23 protein-coding genes and 1 tRNA gene are annotated in these 20,034 nt (G+C 69.2%); 5 read left to right on the plus strand and 19 right to left on the minus strand.

Features of this window, described 5'->3' with window-relative positions:
• Positions 1-2 precede the first annotated feature (2 nt).
• Both ACX9GQ_RS14135 and mgtE read right to left on the minus strand, forming a co-directional pair.
• Positions 3-854, minus strand: coding sequence for a glycoside hydrolase family 25 protein (locus tag ACX9GQ_RS14135; protein WP_459630201.1), 852 nt, complete (start codon positions 852-854; stop codon positions 3-5).
• Positions 855-972: 118 nt separating this feature from the next.
• On the minus strand, positions 973-2,382 hold the full coding sequence (gene mgtE / locus ACX9GQ_RS14140) for a magnesium transporter (RefSeq protein WP_459630202.1): 1,410 nt from the start codon (positions 2,380-2,382) through the stop codon (positions 973-975).
• Between the two features lie 139 nt (positions 2,383-2,521).
• Between mgtE and ACX9GQ_RS14145 the strand changes: the two genes are divergently transcribed.
• Entirely contained in the window at positions 2,522-3,334 is an 813-nt protein-coding gene (locus tag ACX9GQ_RS14145) for a polysaccharide deacetylase family protein (RefSeq protein WP_459630203.1), read from the plus strand.
• A gap of 3 nt (positions 3,335-3,337) precedes the next feature.
• Here the strand turns inward: ACX9GQ_RS14145 and ACX9GQ_RS14150 are convergent, their stop codons facing one another.
• Positions 3,338-3,784, minus strand: a complete 447-nt coding sequence (locus ACX9GQ_RS14150) for a MarR family winged helix-turn-helix transcriptional regulator (RefSeq protein WP_459630204.1) — start codon at positions 3,782-3,784, stop codon at positions 3,338-3,340.
• A 118-nt stretch (positions 3,785-3,902) separates the two neighbouring features.
• Here ACX9GQ_RS14150 and gstA point away from each other — a divergent pair, with 118 nt between their 5' ends.
• Complete coding sequence (gene gstA, locus ACX9GQ_RS14155; RefSeq protein WP_459630205.1) at positions 3,903-4,511, plus strand: glutathione transferase GstA; 609 nt, start codon at positions 3,903-3,905, stop codon at positions 4,509-4,511.
• Between the two features lie 115 nt (positions 4,512-4,626).
• On the opposite strand, the gene ACX9GQ_RS14160 is transcribed toward gstA, so the two are convergent.
• From ACX9GQ_RS14160 to ACX9GQ_RS14170, 3 genes are all read right to left on the minus strand, one after another.
• Positions 4,627-4,713: transfer RNA gene (locus ACX9GQ_RS14160), tRNA-Leu, on the minus strand.
• A gap of 109 nt (positions 4,714-4,822) precedes the next feature.
• Positions 4,823-6,358: an acyl-CoA carboxylase subunit beta gene (locus ACX9GQ_RS14165; protein WP_459630206.1), complete on the minus strand. Its 1,536-nt coding sequence runs from the start codon at positions 6,356-6,358 to the stop codon at positions 4,823-4,825.
• 160 nt (positions 6,359-6,518) lie between these two features.
• Positions 6,519-7,307 (minus strand): ATP12 family chaperone protein, encoded by a 789-nt coding sequence (locus tag ACX9GQ_RS14170; RefSeq protein WP_459630207.1) that lies wholly within the window; start codon positions 7,305-7,307, stop codon positions 6,519-6,521.
• A gap of 289 nt (positions 7,308-7,596) precedes the next feature.
• Here ACX9GQ_RS14170 and ACX9GQ_RS14175 point away from each other — a divergent pair, with 289 nt between their 5' ends.
• Positions 7,597-7,779 carry a Flp family type IVb pilin gene (locus ACX9GQ_RS14175; RefSeq protein ID WP_459630208.1) on the plus strand — a complete coding sequence of 61 codons (183 nt, stop codon included), beginning with the start codon at positions 7,597-7,599 and terminating at the stop codon, positions 7,777-7,779.
• 246 nt (positions 7,780-8,025) lie between these two features.
• On the opposite strand, the gene ACX9GQ_RS14180 is transcribed toward ACX9GQ_RS14175, so the two are convergent.
• The 8 genes from ACX9GQ_RS14180 to rpsM form a co-directional block, all read right to left on the minus strand.
• Positions 8,026-9,360 (minus strand): RluA family pseudouridine synthase, encoded by a 1,335-nt coding sequence (locus ACX9GQ_RS14180; RefSeq protein ID WP_459630209.1) that lies wholly within the window; start codon positions 9,358-9,360, stop codon positions 8,026-8,028.
• Positions 9,357-9,740: a fluoride efflux transporter CrcB gene (gene crcB / locus ACX9GQ_RS14185; RefSeq protein ID WP_459630210.1), complete on the minus strand. Its 384-nt coding sequence runs from the start codon at positions 9,738-9,740 to the stop codon at positions 9,357-9,359. The genes ACX9GQ_RS14180 and crcB overlap by 4 nt, the downstream gene beginning before the upstream one ends.
• 111 nt (positions 9,741-9,851) lie before the next feature.
• Positions 9,852-11,162, minus strand: a complete 1,311-nt coding sequence (locus ACX9GQ_RS14190) for a replication-associated recombination protein A (RefSeq protein WP_459630211.1) — start codon at positions 11,160-11,162, stop codon at positions 9,852-9,854.
• A 9-nt stretch (positions 11,163-11,171) separates the two neighbouring features.
• The gene (locus tag ACX9GQ_RS14195) at positions 11,172-12,581 is read right to left on the minus strand and encodes a DegQ family serine endoprotease (protein ID WP_459630212.1); all 1,410 of its coding nucleotides are present in this window, start codon (positions 12,579-12,581) and stop codon (positions 11,172-11,174) included.
• 176 nt (positions 12,582-12,757) lie between these two features.
• Complete coding sequence (rplQ, locus tag ACX9GQ_RS14200) at positions 12,758-13,180, minus strand: 50S ribosomal protein L17 (RefSeq protein WP_459630213.1); 423 nt, start codon at positions 13,178-13,180, stop codon at positions 12,758-12,760.
• Positions 13,181-13,291: 111 nt separating this feature from the next.
• Positions 13,292-14,308 (minus strand): DNA-directed RNA polymerase subunit alpha, encoded by a 1,017-nt coding sequence (locus ACX9GQ_RS14205; RefSeq protein ID WP_459630214.1) that lies wholly within the window; start codon positions 14,306-14,308, stop codon positions 13,292-13,294.
• Between the two features lie 127 nt (positions 14,309-14,435).
• The gene (gene rpsK, locus ACX9GQ_RS14210) at positions 14,436-14,825 is read right to left on the minus strand and encodes a 30S ribosomal protein S11 (RefSeq protein ID WP_459630215.1); all 390 of its coding nucleotides are present in this window, start codon (positions 14,823-14,825) and stop codon (positions 14,436-14,438) included.
• Between the two features lie 201 nt (positions 14,826-15,026).
• A complete protein-coding gene (rpsM, locus tag ACX9GQ_RS14215) occupies positions 15,027-15,395 on the minus strand; it encodes a 30S ribosomal protein S13 (RefSeq protein ID WP_459630216.1) in 369 nt (122 codons plus the stop codon).
• Between the two features lie 301 nt (positions 15,396-15,696).
• On the opposite strand from rpsM, the gene ACX9GQ_RS14220 reads away from it, so the two are divergent.
• A complete protein-coding gene (locus ACX9GQ_RS14220; RefSeq protein WP_459630217.1) occupies positions 15,697-16,023 on the plus strand; it encodes a hypothetical protein in 327 nt (108 codons plus the stop codon).
• A gap of 63 nt (positions 16,024-16,086) precedes the next feature.
• The gene (locus ACX9GQ_RS14225; protein ID WP_459630218.1) at positions 16,087-16,527 is read left to right on the plus strand and encodes a GFA family protein; all 441 of its coding nucleotides are present in this window, start codon (positions 16,087-16,089) and stop codon (positions 16,525-16,527) included.
• A gap of 127 nt (positions 16,528-16,654) precedes the next feature.
• On the opposite strand, the gene ACX9GQ_RS14230 is transcribed toward ACX9GQ_RS14225, so the two are convergent.
• The 5 genes from ACX9GQ_RS14230 to rpsE form a co-directional block, all read right to left on the minus strand.
• Positions 16,655-17,236: an adenylate kinase gene (locus ACX9GQ_RS14230; RefSeq protein WP_459630219.1), complete on the minus strand. Its 582-nt coding sequence runs from the start codon at positions 17,234-17,236 to the stop codon at positions 16,655-16,657.
• Positions 17,233-18,570, minus strand: coding sequence for a preprotein translocase subunit SecY (gene secY / locus ACX9GQ_RS14235; RefSeq protein ID WP_459630220.1), 1,338 nt, complete (start codon positions 18,568-18,570; stop codon positions 17,233-17,235). The genes ACX9GQ_RS14230 and secY overlap by 4 nt, the downstream gene beginning before the upstream one ends.
• Before the next feature lie 129 nt (positions 18,571-18,699).
• On the minus strand, positions 18,700-19,179 hold the full coding sequence (rplO, locus tag ACX9GQ_RS14240) for a 50S ribosomal protein L15 (RefSeq protein WP_459630221.1): 480 nt from the start codon (positions 19,177-19,179) through the stop codon (positions 18,700-18,702).
• 13 nt (positions 19,180-19,192) lie between these two features.
• A complete protein-coding gene (gene rpmD / locus ACX9GQ_RS14245; protein ID WP_459630222.1) occupies positions 19,193-19,390 on the minus strand; it encodes a 50S ribosomal protein L30 in 198 nt (65 codons plus the stop codon).
• Between the two features lie 11 nt (positions 19,391-19,401).
• Positions 19,402-19,968, minus strand: a complete 567-nt coding sequence (rpsE, locus tag ACX9GQ_RS14250; RefSeq protein WP_459630223.1) for a 30S ribosomal protein S5 — start codon at positions 19,966-19,968, stop codon at positions 19,402-19,404.
• Between the last annotated feature and the right edge of the window lie 66 nt (positions 19,969-20,034).

The raw sequence follows: 20,034 nt of genomic DNA on the forward strand, positions 1-20,034 counted from the left end.
GCTCAGAACGGCAGGAAGCCGCGCGGCAGGATCGAGGACGTGGCCTCGACCTCCTCGGGGTCGCGCGTCGGCACGCGGGCCCGCTTGAGCCACTCCTTCCACTCCTTCTCGCTGCCGTAGAAGACGTTGCGGTCCACGTCGCCGCGGATGCCGGGCACGCGGCCCGTCGTCGTCCACTGCCAGAAGGTCCAGCGCCGGTTGACGTAGCGCTCCTCGGGCTCCGCCGCGACGCTGCGCAGCCAGAACGGATAGTCCTCGAACTCGCCTTCCAGCACGTCCTTGTGGAAGGTGATGTCGGTATAGATGATCGGCCGCTTGCCCGTGTGGCGCTCGAGCTGGTCGAGCATCACCTTGATCTTCTCCAGGGCGACCTCCTTCGGCACCTTGCGCGGGCAGGACGGCGAGTGGCCATTCCACTCGAGGTCGAGCACAGGCGGCAGGGCGTCGGGATCGTTGGGGATGTGCTGGACGAACCAGTGCGCCTGCTCGATGGCCGGCCGGCACCAGTAGACGAAGTGATAGGCGCCGACGGGAATGCCCGCGGCCCGCGCCGCAGCCCAGTTGGCGCGGAAGGCGGGGTCCTCGTGGTCGCCGCCCTCGGTCGCCTTCATGAAGACGAACCTCGTTCCGGCATCCTTCACCTGGGCCCAGTCGATCTGCCCCTGCCAGCGCGACACGTCGATGCCGTGCACCGGCATGGTCAGCGCTTTGGACACGCCCGGATGGGGCTTGGCGTCGCTTTTGCGCGGGTAGTAGTTGGGCGCCATGGTGCATCCCGCCACGGCGAGCGCGATGGCGGCCGCGACGACGGCGAGGCGGCGGGGACGCGGGAAGGCGAACGAAGAGAGCGACACGGAGACCCGCCGGAGGTTGAACGAAGGGTTACGCTTCGTCCTTGGATGGTACGGGACGCGTTAACAAATCGGAAAGGCCCCGCCCAAGCTCGGCGCGGGAGGCCGGCGGCAAGGTGCCTCAGGCGAGGCCGAACCAGATCGTCGCGATGCCGAGGAAGGCAAAGAAGCCGACCACGTCGGTGACCGTGGTCACGAACACCCCCGAGGAGACGGCCGGGTCCGCGCCGTAGCGGTCGAGCGCCATCGGGATCAGGATTCCCCCGAGCGCCCCGGCGACGAGGTTCACGATCATCGCCAGGCCAATGACGATGCCGAGGTTCCAGTCGGCGAACCACAGGCTTGCGACGACACCCGTCAGGAGGCCGAAGCCGATGCCGTTGAGCAGACCGACGGTCGCCTCGCGCGAGGTGACACGGAGGGCATTCGCGGGGCCGAGGTCGCGCATCGCGAGCGCCCGCACCGCGACCGTCATCGTCTGCGTGGCTGCGTTGCCGCCCTGGCTGGCCACGATGGGCGCCAGCACGGCCAGCGCCACCATCTTCTGCAGCTCACCTTCGAAGAGCCCGAGCACCGCCGAGGCCAGGAAGGCCGTGAAGAGATTGACGAACAGCCAGCCGAAGCGGCTGCGGGTGATGGCCCAGACATCGTCGGAGAGCTCTTCGTCGCCGCGCACGCCGCCCAGAGCCTTGATCTCGTCGTCTGCCTCCTCCTGCAGCACGTCCACCATGTCGTCGATGGTGATGACGCCGACGAGCCTCCCCGCCTCGTCGACGACCGGCGCGGAGACGAGGTTGTAGCGCTCGAACAGCCGCGCCACCTCCTCGCTCTCGTCCATCACGTCCACGCGGCGCCGGTCCGGCTCCATGATCCGGTCGACGGTGAGGCTTCCCTGCCCGCGCACGAGGCGGTCGAGGAAGATGTGGCCGAGCAGCCGGTGGCCGGGGTCCACGACGAAAACCTCGAAGAAGCTCTCGGGCAGGTCCTGCGTGGTCTTGAGGTGTTCGAGGACGCGGTCGACCGTCCAGAACGGCGGAACGGCGATGAGGTCCGTCTGCATCAGGCGGCCGGCGGAGCCCTCGGGATAGTCCAGGCTCTTCTGCAGCGCGACGCGCTCGCTCGCCGGCAGCGCGTCGAGGATCTCGTCCTGGTCCTCCTTGTCGAGGTCCTCGAGGATGTAGACCGCGTCGTCGCTGTCGAGGTCCTTCATGCCCTCGACGACGGTCTCCGTCGGCAGTTCCTCGAGGATCTCCTCGCGGACGGCGTCGTCGACCTCAGTCAGCGCCGCGAAGTCGAAGTCGTCGCCGAGCAGCCCGATCAGACGGGTGCGGAGCTCCGGCTCCAGCGCTTCCAGAAGCGCGCCCTGGTCGGCCTCGTGCAGGTCCGACACCAGCGCGCGGACCCGCTCGCCATGGTCGTGCTCGACGGCGTTCGCAACCGCCTCGACGAACGCCGCGACGACCTCGCCCTCCTCGTCGCGGAAGGCGAGCGGCGCACGCGCGGCAGTGTCGGTCACGTCGACGTCGGTCATCGGGCTTGTCCGCGCGTCAGTCCGGTCCGGCGGCGGCCGGGCCCTGCGCGCTTGTAGGAAGTCGGGGGCTCCGGTGCAACGCGGGACGGGCCCGCGCCGAACGCGCTTCGCACCCTATACTGCTGCCATGACGATTCGGATGACCCGCCGCGCGATGCTGGCCGGGGCAGTGGTCACGGCCTCCGCCGGCGCTGCACGGGCCGCCGGGCGCTGCGACGCGCTCGCGGCGCGGACGCTGCCTGTGGGCACACACGGCGGCCTCGAGGTCGGCCTGCGCTCCTATCCGCGCACGCTGCCGCTTGCCGAAGGCGAGGTCGTGCTCACCTTCGACGACGGGCCGGCGGCGAACACGCCACGCGTGCTGGAAGCGCTGTCCTGCGCGGGCGCCAAGGCCACGTTCTTCCTCATCGGCCGCAACGCCGCGGCGCAGCCGGCGCTGGTGCGCCGCATCGCAGCGGACGGCCACACCCTCGCCTGCCACACCTTCTCGCACCCGTGGACGCTGCGCGAGCGGTCTCCGGCGGTCGGCGAGCAGGAGATCCTCTCCGGCTTCAAGGCCATCGAGGACGCGCTGGGGCGCTCCATCGCGCCGTTCTTCCGCTACCCGGGCTTTGCCGACACGGCCCACCTCAACGCCTTCCTCGCGGCGCGGGACACGGGCGTGTTCGGCTGCGACCTGTGGGCGTCGGACTGGCGGCCGATGTCGCCGGCCGAGCAGCTGGCGCTCGTCATGGGCCGCCTGCGCCGCCAAAGGCGCGGCATCGTCCTGTTCCACGACACCCAGGGCCAGACGGCGGCCATGCTGCCGGCCTTCCTCGCCGCCCTCGCGAGCGAAGGCTACGGCATCGTCCACATGACGCCCGGTTCGGGGACCTCGCCCACCGTGGCGGCGCCGCCGGGCTGGACCAGCGACACGGAGCGCATGATTGCCATCGCCCGCGGGCGCAGCTGAGGCTCAGAGCAGGCGCGACAGGATCGCCGAGAGCGCGCGCGCATCCTCGCAGGACAGCTTCGACCCGACATGGTCGCGGATGGCGTCGCGGTAGACCGGCCACATGCGCGCCTTGAGCGCCCGGCCCTCGTCGGTGATCACGACCATCTGCCCGCGGCCGTCGAACGGGCAGGCCTCGCGTCGCACCAGCCCCTCTCGCTCCATGCGGTCGATGAGGCGCGACGTGTTGGACTGCGCCAGCAAAAGCCGCCGTTCCAGGTCCACGGGCCGCAGGCGCCCTTCCGGTTCGCGGCCGATCTCCAGCAGCACGTCGTACCATCCGAGCGGCGGGAAGCCGGCCGCCTTGAGATCGCCCTCGACCCGCGTCAGCAGCGCCTGCTCGACGCGCACCAGCCGCACCCAGGCGTCGACGGCGGCCTCCGTCGCCATGCCCTCCAGATCGTCAGCCATCGATCGTTCCGACCATCGCCCAATTCCATGCATCTGCATCCACCTTGACGGATAGATGCAAATGCATCAACTTCGCTCCCGCCGGCGCACCGTTCGACCCGCGCCGCGGAGACCCACCATGAAGCTCTACTACACCCCCGGCGCCTGCTCCCTCGCGCCCCACATCGTTGCCGCCGAGGCCGGCATTCCGATCGACCTTGTGAAGGTCGACCTGCACGCGCGCAAGACCGAGGACGGCCGGGACTACACCACCATCAACCCGCGGGGCTACGTGCCGGCCCTCGACATCGGCGACGGCGAGCCGCTGACCGAGGCCAGCATCATCGTCCAGCACCTTGCCGATTCGAAGCCCGAAGCGGGGCTCATCCCGCCGGTGGGCTCGCGCGAGCGCCTGAGGGTCCAGCAGTGGCTCGCCTTCATCGCGACGGAACTGCACAAGGGCTTCGGGCCGCTGTGGAACCCGGCCCTCCCCGCTGAGGTGAAGGAGGCGACCGTGGCGCGGCTGAAGACCCGCATCGCCGACGTCGAGACGCGCCTCGCCGGCCGCTCCTTCCTCGCCGGCGACCACTTCGGCGTGGCGGATGCCTACCTGTTCACGATTCTCGGCTGGGCGAAGCTGCTCCACGTCGACCTCTCGCCCTACCCCAACGTCGTCGCCTATCTCGGCCGCGTCGGCTCCCGGCCGGGCGTCCAGGCGGCGCTGAAGGCGGAGGGCCTGCTGGGCTGACGCCACCGGCGAACGTCGTTCAAACGAAGACGGCGGCGCGGGGATCACCCGCAGCCGCCGTCTTTCGTTCTGCCGATTGTCTCGTCGCATCGCCGGTCCGGGGACCGGGTGCGAGTGGTGCGGTCGAGAAGACTCGAACTTCCACTCCGGTTAAGGAACTAGCACCTCAAGCTAGCGCGTCTACCAATTCCGCCACGACCGCAAGGGGTTCAGCCGTCCCGGTTTTTTGTCCCGGCCGACCGAAGCGGGGCACCGTGTAACAGATCGGGTCCCGCCCGACAAGGCTTATCCGGCGATCCTGTCCACACCGCCTACAGGGGCAGGTTGTCGTGCTTCTTCCAGGGCTGCTCGGCATGCTTCTCGGCGAGCATGTCGAGGGCCCGGCAGAGCCGCCGGCGCGTGCCGTGGGGCATGATCACCTCGTCGATGTAGCCGCGCTCGGCGGCGACGAACGGCGACAGGAATCGCTCCTCGTACTCGCGGGTGCGCTCGGCGATCTTGGCGGGGTCGTTCATATCGGCGCGGAAGATGATCTCCACCGCCCCCTTGGCGCCCATCACGGCGATCTGCGCCGTCGGCCACGCATAGTTCACGTCCGCCCCGATGTGCTTGGACGCCATCACGTCGTAGGCCCCGCCGAACGCCTTGCGGGTGATGACCGTGACGAGCGGCACCGTCGCCTGCGTGTAGGCGAACAGCAGTTTCGCCCCGTGCTTGATCAGGCCGCCATACTCCTGCGCGGTTCCCGGCAGGAAGCCCGGCACGTCCACGAAGGTGACGATCGGGATGTTGAAGGCGTCGCAGAACCGCACGAACCGCGCGCCCTTGCGCGAGGCGTCGGCGTCGAGCACGCCGGCGAGCACCATGGGCTGGTTGGCGACGACGCCCACGGTGCGCCCCTCCATGCGGGCGAAGCCGGTGATGATGTTGCCGGCGAAGCTCGGCTGGATCTCGAAGAAGTCGCCCTCGTCCACGACCTTCAGGATCAGCTCCTTCATGTCGTAGGGCTTGTTCGGGTTGTCGGGGACGAGTGTGTCGAGCGACATGTCGACCCGGTCCGGCACGTCGAAGCTCGGCCAGCTCGGCGGCCCCTGCGTGTTGTTGGCCGGCAGGAAGTCGATCATCCGGCGCACCTGCAGCAACGCCTCGACGTCGTTGTCCCAGGCGCCGTCGGCGACCGACGACTTCGTGGTGTGCACCTTGGCGCCGCCGAGTTCCTCGGCCGTCACGGTCTCGTTGGTGACCGTCTTCACCACGTCCGGGCCGGTGACGAACATGTAGCTCGTGTCGCGCACCATGAAGATGAAGTCGGTCATCGCCGGCGAGTACACGTCGCCGCCCGCGCACGGGCCCATGATGACGGAGATCTGCGGGATGACGCCCGAGGCGATGACGTTGCGGCGGAACACCTCGCCGTAGCCGCCCAGCGCCGCGACGCCCTCCTGGATGCGGGCGCCGCCGGCATCGAACAGGCCGATGATCGGCGCGCGCACCTTGAGCGCCATGTCCTGGATCTTGGTGATCTTGGCGGCGTGCGTCTCCGACAGCGATCCGCCGAACACCGTGAAGTCCTTGGCGAAGACGAAAACGGTGCGCCCGTTCACCGTGCCCCAGCCGGTGACGACGCCGTCGCCGGGGATCTTCGTCTGCCTGTCCATGCCGAAGTCGGTGCAGCGGTGCTGCACGAAGGTGTCGAACTCCTCGAAGGACCCCTTGTCGAGCAGGAGCTCGATGCGCTCGCGGGCGGTGAGCTTGCCGCGTGCGTGCTGGGCGTCGATGCGCTTCTGCCCGCCGCCGAGCCGCGCGTCGTGGCGCCGCTGGTCGAGCTTCTCGAGGATGTCCTTCATCGGCACGTCTCCGTCGCGCACGGGGCCAGGCCCCGATGGGTTCACGGGCTGCTTAGCACGCGCCGGGAGCCTCAGAAACTTCGACGGAAGGGGGACGCGACGGTCTGACGCCTGCGGCCGGAACGGCGAGCCCGCCCGGAACGGGCGGAACGCAGCGGGATCAGCGCGCGGCGCCGACGACGAAGGCGGCGGCCTCCATCTCGCGCCAGCGCGCCGCGCGCCGCTGCAGCGCCTCCTCGTCCTCCCCCCACACCTCCATCTGGAAGTCCTCGTCGAGATGCGCGGCGGCCCAGGCCTCCTGCGCCGACAGACGGCCGTGGGCGACGGCGAGCGCCAGCACCACGGACCCCGTGAGGGAGGTCATCGTCGACAGCGCCGCAAGCGCGAGCGGATCGCGGAACCGCTCCACGGCGGCGGTGATGGCGGCCGTCGCGCCGGGCGGCTGCTCCGCGAACATGACGCCCTCGGCAAGGATCAGGCGCGCTCCCAGCGCCTCGTGCGCCCAATCGACCAGCGGGTCCCAGACATCCGTCTGGCGCTGGACCAGCCGGGCCGGCTCACCCGCCCGGTAGCAGAGCAGGTCGGAGCCGCCGTAGCGGGCGATCTCGGCCGCGACGTCGTCGAGCCGCTGCGCCACTCCGTCGAGGGCGCTGTTGACGAGCCGTGTCAGCGGCATGGTCGTGGGGTCGATCACTTCGGCCTGGCTCTCCCACTCGCGGGCGATGGCCTCGGCGACGGCGAGGGAGGGCACGGCAAGGGGCGCCTTGCCGGGCGTGCGGGCGGGACGGCCGTCGAGCACCAGCCCATGCCCTCCGTCGGTCGCGGCCACGCCGGCCTCGCGGTAGAAGCGGCGCGGCAGCGGCGCCTGCACGCTGGCGCGGGCCGCCGCGCGCGGATCGACCGGCCGCGGGCCGTCGTGGAAGAACAGGTCCGTCAGGTCGTCGGCCATGGCTCACCTCTCCACACTGATCTGTCGCACGGCGCCCGCCGTGTCCACCCCGGTTCGCGACGCCCCCCGACCCGGACGCTGGAACGACGCTCTCTGCGACGCAGGCGACGAACAGGTAACTCTTCCTGCGCAGGCGATAGCGCCTTCGTCGGATTTCGATTCAAATCGAACGGATATCGGTGAGTTTCGATGATCGCTGCAAGGGTCGGTTTACGGGGCCTTGGCAGAGTCGCGCCATCGGATCCGATATTAGAGATCCGAGTATAAATTTGAAAAAAGGGTTTGGGTCATGGGTATCGTCAAGGCATTCCTCCGCTCGGAGGATGGGTTTACTGCCGTCGAGTATGCTGCAATCGCTGGTTGTATGGCCATGATCTCGGTGATGATCGCCGAGACGCTCGCCCAGCAGCTCCAGCCGGTGATCGACGCGATCGCCCCGCGCTCGCAGCGTACGACTTCCCCCTGGGCTTGATCTACATCAAGAAGCTTAACGACTGCCGAACCATTCGGCGACGTCGATGACAGCCGATGCCGAGCGAGAGCTCGACATTAGGAACCCGTTTACGATCGTCGCCGGACAATAAGCCCATTAGAATACGAAAATCGTCTCAGGTCTGCATATTGACCCGGTCTCACCGGGCACTTTGGTGGGGAGGATCGCCCTCCTCCCCGGAACGAGCAGGGGTGGCGCCATGTTGGTTGGCGCCACCCTCTCGCTTCAGGTCGACGGCGCCTCTTCGATCGGATCGTAGCGCTTCGCGTCGAACCCCAGCAGGTTCCAAGACTGCTGCATGTGCGGCGGCAACGGCGCGGTGACGTCGATCGGCTTTCCCGTACGCGGATGCGGCACCACGATGCGCCGCGCCAGCAGGTGCAGGCGGTTCTGGATGCCGCCGGGCAGTTCCCAGTTCTCGACGTCGAAGTATTTCGGGTCGCCCACGATCGGATGGCCGATGTGGGCCGTGTGCGCCCGCAACTGGTGCGTCCGGCCCGTCACCGGGCGCAGCGACAGCCACGCCAGCTTCTGCGCCGCCGTCTCGACGACGGCGTAGTAGGTGACGGCATGGCTGGCGCCTTCGTCCCCATGCCGCGCGATCTGCATCCGGGCGTCGCCCTCCTCGTCCTCGCCCTTCGCGAGATAGGTGGAGACGCGCCCCTGCTTGACCCGGGGCACGCCGGCGACGAGCGCCCAGTACACCTTTTTGGTGTCGCGCGAGCGGAAGCTCTTGGCCAGCGCCGACGCCGCGAAGCGCGTCTTGGCGATGACGAGGCAACCAGCCGTGTCCTTGTCCAGCCGGTGGACGAGGCGCGGCTTCTGCCCCTTGGCGTCGGTCATCGACGCCAGCATGCCGTCGACGTGCTTGCGCGTGCCCGAGCCGCCCTGCACGGCGAGGCCGAACGGCTTGTTGAGCACCATCACGTCGGTGTCCTCGAAGAGGACGAGGGACTGCAGGAAGGCCCGCGTCTCGTCGTCGACCTTCGAGGCCCGGGGGCCTTCCTTCGGCTTGTCGAGCGCCAGCGGCGGGATGCGCACGGCCTGCCCGGCTTCGAGACGGTCCTTGGTCTCGACGCGCCGGCCGTTCACGCGCAACTCGCCCTTCCGGACGATCCGCTGGATGTGGCTGAACGAGAGCCCTGGAAACCGCGCCTCGAGGAAACGGTCGACCCGCATCCCCGACTCGTCGGGCGTGACGGTAACCGTCTGAACGCCGACCGTGGCTGCGGGCGGCGTGGCGGCAACGGCCTCCTCGACCGGCGCCTCGACCAGCCGCAGGGGGCGCGCGGCCCTTTCCGGCGCCGGACGGCTTGCAGGACGCTCGGGACGCTGGCCGTTGGACGGCCGCCCGCTTCGTCCATCCACCGAGGGCTTTCCGCCTGCGCGCGACGGCCTGGCATCGGCCCGTTCGCTCCGCGGACCGGCCGGGCGCTTCGGCCCCTCGGCGCGGCCGGCAGGCCCGCTCCGCTTGTCCCGGGATCCCGGACGTGCGGGCCCGCGGCCGGGCTTCGGCCCCTCGCCGCCCCGGCCACCCGGCCCGCGTGCCTTGCGCGTCATGACAGGCTCCTCATCAGCACCAGCCCCGCGACGAGGCCCAGAATGGACGCGGCGACCGAGCCGCCGACATAGACCGCTGCCGCCGCCGTCTCCCCGCGCTCCCACAGGAGCACGGCGTCGAGCGAGAAGGCGGAGAACGTCGTGAAGCCGCCACAGATGCCCGTCGCGAGGAAGAGCCGCAGGGACTGCGACCAAGGCTCCGCAGCGCGCAGCGCCAGCCAGCCCGCGATCAGCCCCATCGCCAGCGATCCAACGATGTTCACTGCCAGCGTGTGCCAGGGAAAGGAGGTGCCGAACGCGCGTGCCGAGGCGACGTTGACGCCATGCCGCAGCACCGCGCCGATCCCGCCGCCCACGAACACGAGGAGCGTGCCCAGCATCCCGTCGCCCCCAAGCCGCCGCGCGACCGGACGATCAGGCCGCGAGGGAGCGGTAGCACGACCGGCGCCGCGCGGTCGACCCTGCGAGGCGCAAGTCGCGCCGCATCCCCGTCACTCGCCGCGCCGCTCGCGCCTCAGCCTCTCCCACCACTCCAGGCGCTTGCGGATGTCGCGCTCGAAGCCGCGCTCGACCGGATCGTAGAAGTGCTGCCGGCCGAGCCGCTCGGGCCAGTAGTCCTGTCCGGAGAAGGCGTCCGGCTGGTCGTGGTCGTAGCGGTAGTCGGCGCCGTAGCCCTCGTCCTTCATCAGCTGTGTCGGGGCATTGAGGATGGTGCGCGGCGGCGGCAGGGAGCCGTGCGCCTTCGCCGTGGCCATTGCCGCCTTGTAAGCGGTGTAGACCGCGTTCGACTTGGGCGCGGTGGCGAGATAGACGACCGCCTGCGCCAGCGCGAGCTCGCCCTCCGGCGAGCCCAGGTAGTCGTAGGCGTCCTTGGCGGCGTTGCAGACGACCAGCGCCTGAGGGTCCGCGAGGCCGATGTCCTCCACGGCCATGCGCACCAGCCGGCGGCCGATGTAGAGCGGGTTCTCCCCGGCATCCAGCATGCGCGCGAGGTAGTAGAGCGCCGCGTCGGGGTCTGATCCCCGCACCGTCTTGTGCAGCGCGCTGATGAGGTTGTAGTGGCCGTCCTGCGACTTGTCGTAGACGGGCGCGCGCCGCTGCGTGATGCGCCCGAGGCCCGCGGTGTCGAACACCTCGCCCGGCCGCGCCGCGCGCCAGATCTCCTCCGCGAGCGTCAGCGCCGCCCGCCCGTCGCCGTCGGCCATGGCAACCAGCGCGACCCGGGCGTCGACATCGACAGGCAGGGGCTTGCCCTCCACCTCCTCGGCCCGGGCCAGCAGCCGGTCGACGGCCGCGTCGTCGAGCGCCCGGAAGGTGAGGACCCGCGCCCGCGACAGCAGCGCCGCGTTGAGTTCGAAGGACGGGTTCTCGGTGGTGGCGCCGACGAGCGTGATGGTGCCGTCCTCCATCACCGGCAGGAATGCGTCCTGCTGCGAGCGGTTGAAGCGGTGGATCTCGTCGACGAAGAGCAGGGTCCCCTGCCCCGTCTGCCGGCGGGCCCGTGCCGCCTCGAACACCTTCTTCAGGTCCGCCACGCCGCTGAAGATCGCCGAGATCGGCTCGAAGTGCAGGGTGGTCTCGTGGGCGAGCAGCCGGGCGACGGTGGTTTTGCCCGTGCCCGGAGGGCCCCAGAAGATTAGGGAACCGAGCGATCCCGCCTCGATCAGGCGCGTCAGGGCGCCGTCAGACCCGACGAGATGATCCTGCCCGACCACCTCGTCCAGCCGGGTCGGCCGCAGGCGGTCTGCCAGCGGGCGCGGCGCGCCCCTGTCGAGTCCCGCCGCCTGGAACAGGTCGGACATCGCCGGGCCTCAGCCCCCGACCATCGCGGTGACGGTCTCCCCGTCGCGGCGCACGACGAGCTTCCAGTAGTACTGCCGCGGCTTGGCGAGCTTCTCGAGGTCCCGGGTCGTCTCGACCTTCTCGCCGTCGACGGAGAGGATGACATCGCCGCGTTTGAGATTGAGCTCTTGGGCCGGCGAGTTGCGCGCGACGTCCATCACGGCGACACCTTCGTTCGAGCCGTCGATGGACAGTTCCTCGGCGAGGGCGGGAGACATGTTCGCGACCTGCAGCCCGGCGAGCGGCCAGCGGCCCTTCACCACGAGAAGGTCGCGCGGGCGCGTCTCCGGGGCCGGCGCGAGCCTCACGGCCGTCGTCATCTTCCGGTTGCCGCGCAGCACGGTGAGGTTCGCCTGGCCGCCGAGCGGCTTGGTCGCGAAGCGGAAGCCGAAGGCGTCCGGATCGTCGACCGGCTGGCCGTCGATCGCCTGGATCACGTCGCCGGCCTTGAGCCCGGCCTCCGCGGCGGGCCCCTTCTCCACCGTGCCAGCCACCAGGGCGCCGACGGGACGGTCGAGGCCGAGGCTCTCCTGAAGGTCCGGCGTCACCACCTGCAGCCGCGCCCCGAACCAGGGCCGGCGCACGAGCTTGCTGCCGCCGCGCGCCGAGGCGACGACCACCTTCACCATGGCGGCAGGGATGGCGAAGCCGATGCCGTGGCTGCCGCCGGACTGCGAGAAGATGGCCGTATTGATGCCGATGAGGCGGCCGAACACGTCGACGAGGGCGCCGCCCGAGTTGCCGGGATTGATGGCCGCATCCGTCTGGATGAAGAACTGGAAGTCGGAGACGCCGACCTGCGTGCGCGCCAGCGCCGACACGATGCCCGACGTCACCGTCTGGCCGACGCCGAACGGGTTGCCCACGGCGAGCACGAGGTCGCCGACCTCGACCCCGTCGCTGTCGCCGATCTCGAGCGAAGCGAATCGCTCGGTCGACTTCAGTTTCAGCACGGCGAGGTCCGTGCGCGGGTCGCGCAGCACGATGTCGGCCTCGAACTCGCGCTTGTCGGCGAGCGCCACCTTCACCTCCGTCATGTTCTCGATGACGTGGTTGTTGGTGACGACGAAGCCGGAGGGATCCACGATGACGCCCGACCCCAGGGAGCGCTGCGTGCGCTCCCGCGGCATCTGCCCGGGTTCGCCGCCGAAGAAGCGACGGAAGAACGGGTCGTCCATCAGTGGGTTGCGCGCCTGCCGCTCGACCCGCGAGGCGTAGACGTTCACGACCGCCGGGCTGACGCTCTTCACCAGCGGCGCGAAGCTCTGCTTGATCTGCTGCTGTGACTGCGGGACCTGCACCACCTGCGCGTGTCCCGACCCAGCCGGCGCCAGCACCGCCGCCATCACTCCCGCCACGGCCCACATCAGCCTGCGCATCGCCGTCGTTCCCGTTCCGGTGGCCAAGTGTCCCGTGGCCAAATGCCCGGTGGCCATGAGCCGATATAACGACGCCGCGACGGCGGCGGAAGGGTGGCGGACGGCCCGGGAGACCGGCCGAAACGCAAACGGGCGGCCCAAGGGCCGCCCGCCGGTGATCCGGGAGTGTCGCGGCCTCAGGCCGCGGCCTCGACCACCTCTTCCTTCTGCGTCGGGCCCGAGTCGAGGCCCTTCGCGTCGACGTCGCGGTCGACGAACTCGATCACGGCCATGGCGGCGTTGTCGCCGAAGCGGAAGCCAGCCTTGAGCACGCGGGTGTAGCCGCCGTTGCGCTCCTTGTAGCGCGGGCCCAGCACCTCGAAGAGCTTCTTCACCAGCGCCACGTCCTGTATCTGGGCGATCGCCTGGCGGCGGGCGTGCAGGTCGCCGCGCTTGCCGAGCGTCACGAGCTTCTCGACGACGGGACGCAGGTCCTTCGCCTTCTCGAGCGTGGTGACGATCTGCTCATGCTTGATGAGCGCCTGCGAGAGATTCATGAACATCGCCTTGCGATGCTCGGCCGAGCGGTTGAAGCGGCGGCCGCGGTATCCGTGACGCATGGTGGCTTCTCCTGGTTATCGCCCCGCCGTGCCAAGGTACGGGGCGTCGTTGTCGATCGAGCCCGGGACGGGGTCGGGACAACGTGTCCCCTCCCCCGTGCCGGGAGCGTCTCAGTAGTGCTCCTCGAAGCGCTTCGCGAGCTCCTCGATGTTCTCCGGCGGCCAGCCGGGCACTTCCATGCCCAGGTGCAGGCCCATGCCGGCGAGAACTTCCTTGATCTCGTTCAGCGACTTGCGGCCGAAGTTCGGGGTGCGGAGCATCTCCGCCTCCGTCTTCTGGATCAGGTCGCCGATGTAGACGATGTTGTCGTTCTTCAGGCAGTTGGCCGAGCGGACCGACAGCTCGAGCTCGTCGACCTTCTTCAGCAGCGCCGGGTTGAAGGCCAGCTCCGGCATGGACGGCTTCTCGTCCTCGCGGCGCGGCTCCTCGAAGTTGACGAACACCTCGAGCTGGTCCTGCAGGATGCGCGCGGCATAGGCCACGGCGTCCTCTGGGGACACGCCGCCGTTGGTCTCAACGGTCATGGTCAGCTTGTCGTAGTCGAGGATCTGGCCCTCGCGGGTGTTCTCGACGCGGTAGCTGACCTTGCGCACCGGCGAATAGAGGCTGTCGACAGGGATGAGCCCGATCGGAGCGTCCTCGGGACGGTTGCGGTCCGCCGGGACGTAGCCCTTGCCCATCTTCACCGAGAACTCCATGCGGATCTCGGCGCCCTCGTCGAGGGTGCAGATGACGAGCTCGGGGTTCAGGATCTGGACGTCGCCGGGCGTCTGGATGTCGCCGGCCTTCACCTGGCCGGGGCCCTGCTTGCGCAGCGTCATCCGCTTCACGCCATCGGCCTGCATCTTGATCGCGATGGCCTTGATGTTGAGGACGATGTCGGTGACGTCCTCGCGCACGCCCGGGATCGAGGAGAACTCGTGGAGCACGCCGTCGATCTGCACCGACACGATGGCGGCGCCCTGGAGCGACGACAGCAGGATGCGGCGCAGCGCGTTGCCGAGCGTCACGCCGAAGCCGCGCTCGAGCGGCTCGGCGACGAGCGTCGCGACGCGGCGCGGATCGTCGCCCGCGGTGACGTCGAGCTTCGTCGGCTTGATCAGGTCTTGCCAGTTCTTCTGGATCACGGGGTCAGTCCTTCATGAGAGAGCGCGGGCATATCGGTCCGTCGACCCTGGCCCGCGTCCACGATGGAAGTGCAGACGCCTCCTGAGCCCGTCGGCGCAGGAGGCGGTAGGCGTAAAGGCGAATGGGTCAGACGCGACGACGCTTGCGCGGACGGCAGCCGTTGTGCGGGATCGGCGTGACGTCGCGGATGGACGTGACGGTGAAGCCCGCGGCCTGCAGCGCGCGCAGCGCCGACTCGCGGCCGGAGCCGGGGCCCGTGACCTCGACCTCGAGGGTGCGCATGCCGTGCTCGGCGGCCTTGCGGGCGGCGTCCTCGGCGGCGACCTGGGCGGCGTAAGGGGTCGACTTGCGCGAGCCCTTGAAGCCCATCATGCCGGCCGACGACCACGAGATCGTGTTGCCCTGCGCGTCGGTGATCGTGATCATCGTGTTGTTGAACGAGGCGTTCACGTGCGCGACGCCGGAGACGATGTTCTTGCGTTCACGGCGGCGAACGCGGGCGGCTTCCTTGGCCATGGTCTGATCCTTCTGGCGCGCCCGTCATGCCAGGCGCTGGGGATTGAGGTGATCGGGAGGCCGCGGCGCGCCCTCCCCGTGTGCTCCCGGCCGGGGCCGGGTCTCGGCGCGGCGCCCGAGGACGCCGCGAAACTGGATCCCCTTCCCGGCCCGCCGAGGCGGGCCGCCGGGGATGACCTGCCGGCGCTGCGCGCCGTCAGATCACTTCTTCTTGCCGGCGATCGGCTTCGACTTGCCCTTGCGGGTGCGCGCGTTGGTGTGTGTACGCTGGCCACGCACCGGCAGATTGCGGCGATGGCGCAGGCCGCGGTAGCAGCCGAGGTCCATCAGGCGCTTGATGTTCATCGCCACGTCGCGGCGCAGGTCGCCCTCGACGAGGTAGTCGCGGTCGATCATCTCGCGGATCTGGAGCACTTCCGCGTCCGTCAGCTGGGCGACGCGACGCTCGGCCGGGATGTTGAGGGCCGTCGTGATCTCCTCGGCCTTCTTGGGGCCGATGCCGTGGATGTACTGGAGCGCGATGATGACGCGCTTGTTGGTCGGGATGTTGACGCCTGCGATACGGGCCACTGCCGTCTCCATGTCGGCCGGCGCGAAGCCGGCGGTGATGAAACCGCGCGTCCGGTGGAGGCCGGCCCTTGCGCGGTGATGGTGTCCGGTTACTCCAAACGAACGACGCCGCGGCCCGACAGAGCCCCGGCGGCGACACCGATGAAACCGGATGCGGTCGCTTAGAGGATCGGGGTCAGGGTGTCAAGCGAGGCCGGGCGGCGGTTGGCCGGCGACACAATGGACCATCCGCGCAAAGCGCCGTACGGTTTCAGCATTGCGTTTGCCAGTTCTTTTTCATCAAGCCATTGCGAGGGTAGAGATGCCCATCCCGCTCCATTCGCATTTTCGCATCACCGACGCGGCGATACGGCAATACAAGTCCCTCGCCGACGAGTACCGGGCCGCAGGATTCGAGCCCATCATCGCGAGCATTGCCTGGGGCACCGTGATCCTGAACTCCGGCAAGAGCAGCGAACGAGTCGTCGTCGGGTACTACTGCGCGGACGAGCTGAAAGGCGTCCCGGTCGCGGAGATCGGCGAGATTTCCGGCCTGACCTGCGTGTTCTTCGTCCCGGATGACCTAAAGCCGCGGTTCTGGAACCGGACGCTCGACTGGAATGACCGGGAAGGGTGGCATCTGAGGTGACGGACCGCCCCTCCCCCTGCGTGTAGCGTTGGTGAAGGATCGCCCGACAAGAGGAGGCAGACCATGACAGACACCACCTCCGGCCGCTGCCTGTGCGGCGGCATCCGGTTCTCCTTCACGGGCAAGCCCAAATGGGTCGCCTATTGCCACTGCGAGAGTTGCCGGCGCGCGACGTCATCGCCGATCGCCGCGTGGATCGGGCTGGAGAAGGACCAGTTTGCCTGGGACGCCGGTTCCCCGGCCGCCATCGCCTCGTCTCCCGGCGTGGTCCGCCGCTTCTGCCCCACCTGCGGCAGCCCCCTCTCCTACGAGGGCGACCGCTGGCCGACGGAGATTCACGTCTACGTCGCAAGCCTCGACGATCCGTCCGCCGTCGTCCCACGCGCCCATGTGAACGTCGGCGAGCAATTGCCCTGGTTCGAGGTGCACGACGCGTGGCCGCGCTGGGAGAGCGTCGGCAGCCGGGATGTTCCCCCGGTCAGGCGCGGGCCGAAGGCTGACTGAACCATCTGGCCTCCTTGGGGACGGCCGCTGCGCGGCCCCCGGGATCCGGACATCCGCAAAGGCCGGACAAACGAAAAAGCCGGGCCAAGGCCCGGCTTGATGCCATTGGGTGCGGCCACGCAGGAGCCTACGCTCCCAGCGCCTTCTTCATCGCCTCGGTGACGGCGTCGATGGGCTGCATGCCGTCGATTGCCTTCAGCTTGCCCGTCTTCTCGTAGTAGGGCGCCACCACGGCGGTGTCGCGGTTGTAGGCGGCAAGCCGGGTCTTGAAGACCTCCGGGTCGTCGTCCTTGCGCACCGGCTGGCCGGCCGCCTTCGCATCATCGGCCCGCTTGATGATGCGGCCGACGAGGGCGTTCTGGTCGACGACGAGTTCGAGCACGCAGTCGAGCTTGAGGCCCTTGTCGGCCAGCATGAGGTCGAGCGCCTCGGCCTGCGCGACGGTGCGCGGGAAGCCGTCGAGGATGAAGCCCTTCCTCGCGTCCGGCTCGTCGATTCGATCGCGGATGATTCCGATGACGATGTCGTCGGAGACGAGCCCGCCCGACTCCATGACAGCCTTCGCCTTGAGGCCGACGGGCGTGCCCGCCGCGACCGCGGCGCGCAGCATGTCGCCGGTGGAGAGCTGCGGGATCCCCAGCCGCTCGACCAGCCTGACCGCCTGCGTACCCTTGCCCGCCCCAGGCGGTCCCAGCAGAATGAGCCTCACCGACGCTTCCCCCCGCGCAACTTCGCCTTCTTGACCAGCCCCTCGTACTGGTGCGCCAGCAGATGGCCGTGGACCTGGGCCACGGTGTCCATCGTCACGCTGACGACGATGAGGAGCGACGTTCCACCGAAATAGAACGGAAGCGCAGCCTGGGAAATCAGTATTTCGGGCAAGAGGCAGACGAGCACGAGGTAGATGGCGCCGAGCACGGTGATGCGCGACAGCACCTTGTCGATGAACTCCGCCGTGCGCTCGCCGGGCCGGATGCCGGGGATGAAGCCGCCCTGCTTCTTCAGGTTGTCCGCCGTCTCCTGCGGATTGAAGACGATCGCCGTGTAGAAGAAGGCGAAGAAGGCGATCAGCGCCGCGTACATCACCATGTAGAGCGGCCGGCCGTGGCCGAGATACGCCGCCATGGTGCCGAGCCAGCCGGACGGGTCGTTCTGCGCCGAGAACCCGGCGATGGTGGCCGGCAGCAGCAGCAGCGACGACGCGAAGATCGGTGGAATGACGCCCGAGGTGTTCAGCTTCAGCGGCAGGAACGAGGTCTGCCCCTCGTACACGCGGTTGCCCACCTGCCGCTTCGGATAGTTGATCAGCAGGCGCCGCTGCGCGCGCTCCATGAACACGATGAAGGCGATCACGACGATCGCGAGCACGATGACGCCGAGGATGAGGACCGTGGAGACGGCGCCCTGCCGGCCAAGCTCGAGCGTGCCGGCGATGGCCGAGGGCAGCTCCGCCACGATGCCGGCGAAGATGATGAGCGACGAGCCGTTGCCGATGCCGCGCGCGGTGATCTGCTCGCCGAGCCACATCAGGAACATGGTGCCGCCGACGAGCGTGATCGTCGTCGAGATGCGGAAGAACATGCCCGGCTCGGCGACGAGGTTGGACGACGCCTCGAGCCCGACCGCGATGCCGTAGGCCTGGAAGGTCGCCAGCACCACCGTCAGGTAGCGGGTGTACTGGTTGATGACCTTGCGGCCGCTCTCGCCTTCCTTCTTCAGCGCCTCGAGCGTCGGCACCACCGACGTGAGCAGCTGGATGATGATGGAGGCCGAGATGTACGGCATGATGTTGAGCGCGAAGATCGCCATGCGACCCACGGCTCCGCCGGAGAACATGTTGAAGAGGCCGAGCACGCCGGCCTGCTGCTGCTTGAAGATGTCGGCCAGCGCATCGAGGTTGATGCCCGGCAGCGGCACGTAAGTGCCGAGGCGGTAGACGATCAGCGCGCCGAGCGTGAACCAGATCCTCTTCTTCAGTTCCTCGGCCTTCGCCAGGGCCCCGAAGTTGAGGTTCGCTGCAAGCTGTTCAGCCGCCGATGCCATGGATGCGTGCTCCGCTCAGGAACCGGACCCCCGCCCTGCCGGCGCGGGAGCCCCTGACAGACAACGCCGGGCGAAGCGGATCCTCTCCGCCGCCCGGCATCGAATCTCGGACTGAGGCCCTATATGGGGTCAGGCCGTCGCTTCCGCCACGGCGGCAAGGATCTTCACCGACCCGCCAGCCGCCTCGATCGCCGCCTGGGCGGACTTCGAGGCGCCGGCGACCTCGAAGGTCAGCTTCGCCTTGAGCTCGCCTGAGCCGAGGATCTTCACGCCGTCGCGCGGCTTGGACACCACGCCGGCCGCGACGAGCGCCTCGACCGTCACCGGGGTGGCCGAGTCGAGCTTCTTGGCATCGACGGCCTCCTGGATGCGGCCCAGGTTGACCTCGTTGTAGTCCTTCGAGAAGGGATTCCAGAACCCGCGCTTCGGCAGGCGGCGGTAGAGCGGCATCTGGCCGCCCTCGAAGCCCTTCACCGCGACCCCGGTGCGGGCCTTCTGACCCTTCACGCCGCGTCCGCCGGTCTTGCCCTTGCCCGAGCCGATGCCGCGTCCGACGCGGATGCGGGACTTCTTGGCGCCGGGATTGTCACTGATACCGTTGAGCTTCATGACCTGGCACTCCTCACTTCGCGCCCGCGTCGTCGACGACGCGCACGAGGTGATTGACCTTCGCGATCATGCCGCGCACGGCCGGAGTGTCCTCCAGGGTGCGGCGGCGGTGCAGCTTGTTCAGCCCGAGGCCGACCAGCGTCTGGCGCTGGGAGGCCTCGCGGCGGATGGGCGAGCCGATCTGCTCGACCGTCACGGTCTTCTTCGCCATCGGTCCCTCCCTCACGCGTCGGCGCCGGCGCCGTCCGTGTCGCCACGGCGGGCCTGCAGGACGGACACCTTGAGGCCGCGGCGCGCCGCGACCGAGCGCGGGCTGTCCTCGTGCTTCAGGGCGTCGAACGTCGCGCGGACGAGGTTGTAGGGGTTCGACGAGCCGAGCGACTTCGACACGACGTCGTGCATGCCCAGCGCCTCGAAGACGGCGCGCATCGGGCCGCCAGCGATGATGCCAGTACCGGCCGGGGCGGCGCGCAGCACCACCTTGCCGGCGCCGTGGCGGCCGTGCACGTCGTGGTGCAGGGTGCGGCCCTCGCGCAGCGGCACGCGGATCAGCGCACGCTTGGCGGCGTCCGTCGCCTTGCGGATGGCTTCCGGCACTTCGCGCGCCTTGCCGTGGCCGAAGCCGACGCGGCCCTTCTGGTCTCCCACCACGACGAGCGCGGCGAAGCCGAAGCGCCGGCCTCCCTTCACGACCTTGGCGACGCGGTTGATGTGGACGAGACGGTCGACGAACTCGCTGTCGCGCTCCTCGCGATCGCGGTCCTTCCGTTCACGGGGCTCTCTGGCCATGGTGTCTCTCACTCTGCGCGGACGGGAGCCTGTGCGCCCGCCGCTCGCTTGATCCCAGGGTTTTGG

Source organism: Alsobacter sp. R-9 (assembly GCF_054612375.1).

Coding starts and splice junctions, on each gene's coding strand:
- ACX9GQ_RS14180 (WP_459630209.1), bottom strand. CDS start 9,360: ATGACGCGCAAGGCACGCGGGCCGGGTGGCCGGGGCGGCGAGGGGCCG.
- rpmD (WP_459630222.1), bottom strand. CDS start 19,390: ATGGCGAAGAAGACCGTGACGGTCGAGCAGATCGGCTCGCCCATCCGC.
- rpsK (WP_459630215.1), bottom strand. CDS start 14,825: ATGGCCAAGGAAGCCGCCCGCGTTCGCCGCCGTGAACGCAAGAACATC.
- ACX9GQ_RS14165 (WP_459630206.1), bottom strand. CDS start 6,358: ATGAAGGACATCCTCGAGAAGCTCGACCAGCGGCGCCACGACGCGCGG.
- ACX9GQ_RS14190 (WP_459630211.1), bottom strand. CDS start 11,162: ATGTCCGACCTGTTCCAGGCGGCGGGACTCGACAGGGGCGCGCCGCGC.
- rplO (WP_459630221.1), bottom strand. CDS start 19,179: ATGAAGCTCAACGGTATCAGTGACAATCCCGGCGCCAAGAAGTCCCGC.
- rpsE (WP_459630223.1), bottom strand. CDS start 19,968: ATGGCCAGAGAGCCCCGTGAACGGAAGGACCGCGATCGCGAGGAGCGC.
- ACX9GQ_RS14145 (WP_459630203.1), top strand. CDS start 2,522: ATGACCCGCCGCGCGATGCTGGCCGGGGCAGTGGTCACGGCCTCCGCC.
- ACX9GQ_RS14150 (WP_459630204.1), bottom strand. CDS start 3,784: ATGGCTGACGATCTGGAGGGCATGGCGACGGAGGCCGCCGTCGACGCC.
- ACX9GQ_RS14175 (WP_459630208.1), top strand. CDS start 7,597: ATGGGTATCGTCAAGGCATTCCTCCGCTCGGAGGATGGGTTTACTGCC.
- ACX9GQ_RS14220 (WP_459630217.1), top strand. CDS start 15,697: ATGCCCATCCCGCTCCATTCGCATTTTCGCATCACCGACGCGGCGATA.
- mgtE (WP_459630202.1), bottom strand. CDS start 2,382: ATGACCGACGTCGACGTGACCGACACTGCCGCGCGTGCGCCGCTCGCC.
- ACX9GQ_RS14195 (WP_459630212.1), bottom strand. CDS start 12,581: ATGCGCAGGCTGATGTGGGCCGTGGCGGGAGTGATGGCGGCGGTGCTG.
- gstA (WP_459630205.1), top strand. CDS start 3,903: ATGAAGCTCTACTACACCCCCGGCGCCTGCTCCCTCGCGCCCCACATC.
- ACX9GQ_RS14170 (WP_459630207.1), bottom strand. CDS start 7,307: ATGGCCGACGACCTGACGGACCTGTTCTTCCACGACGGCCCGCGGCCG.
- rplQ (WP_459630213.1), bottom strand. CDS start 13,180: ATGCGTCACGGATACCGCGGCCGCCGCTTCAACCGCTCGGCCGAGCAT.
- ACX9GQ_RS14225 (WP_459630218.1), top strand. CDS start 16,087: ATGACAGACACCACCTCCGGCCGCTGCCTGTGCGGCGGCATCCGGTTC.
- secY (WP_459630220.1), bottom strand. CDS start 18,570: ATGGCATCGGCGGCTGAACAGCTTGCAGCGAACCTCAACTTCGGGGCC.
- crcB (WP_459630210.1), bottom strand. CDS start 9,740: ATGCTGGGCACGCTCCTCGTGTTCGTGGGCGGCGGGATCGGCGCGGTG.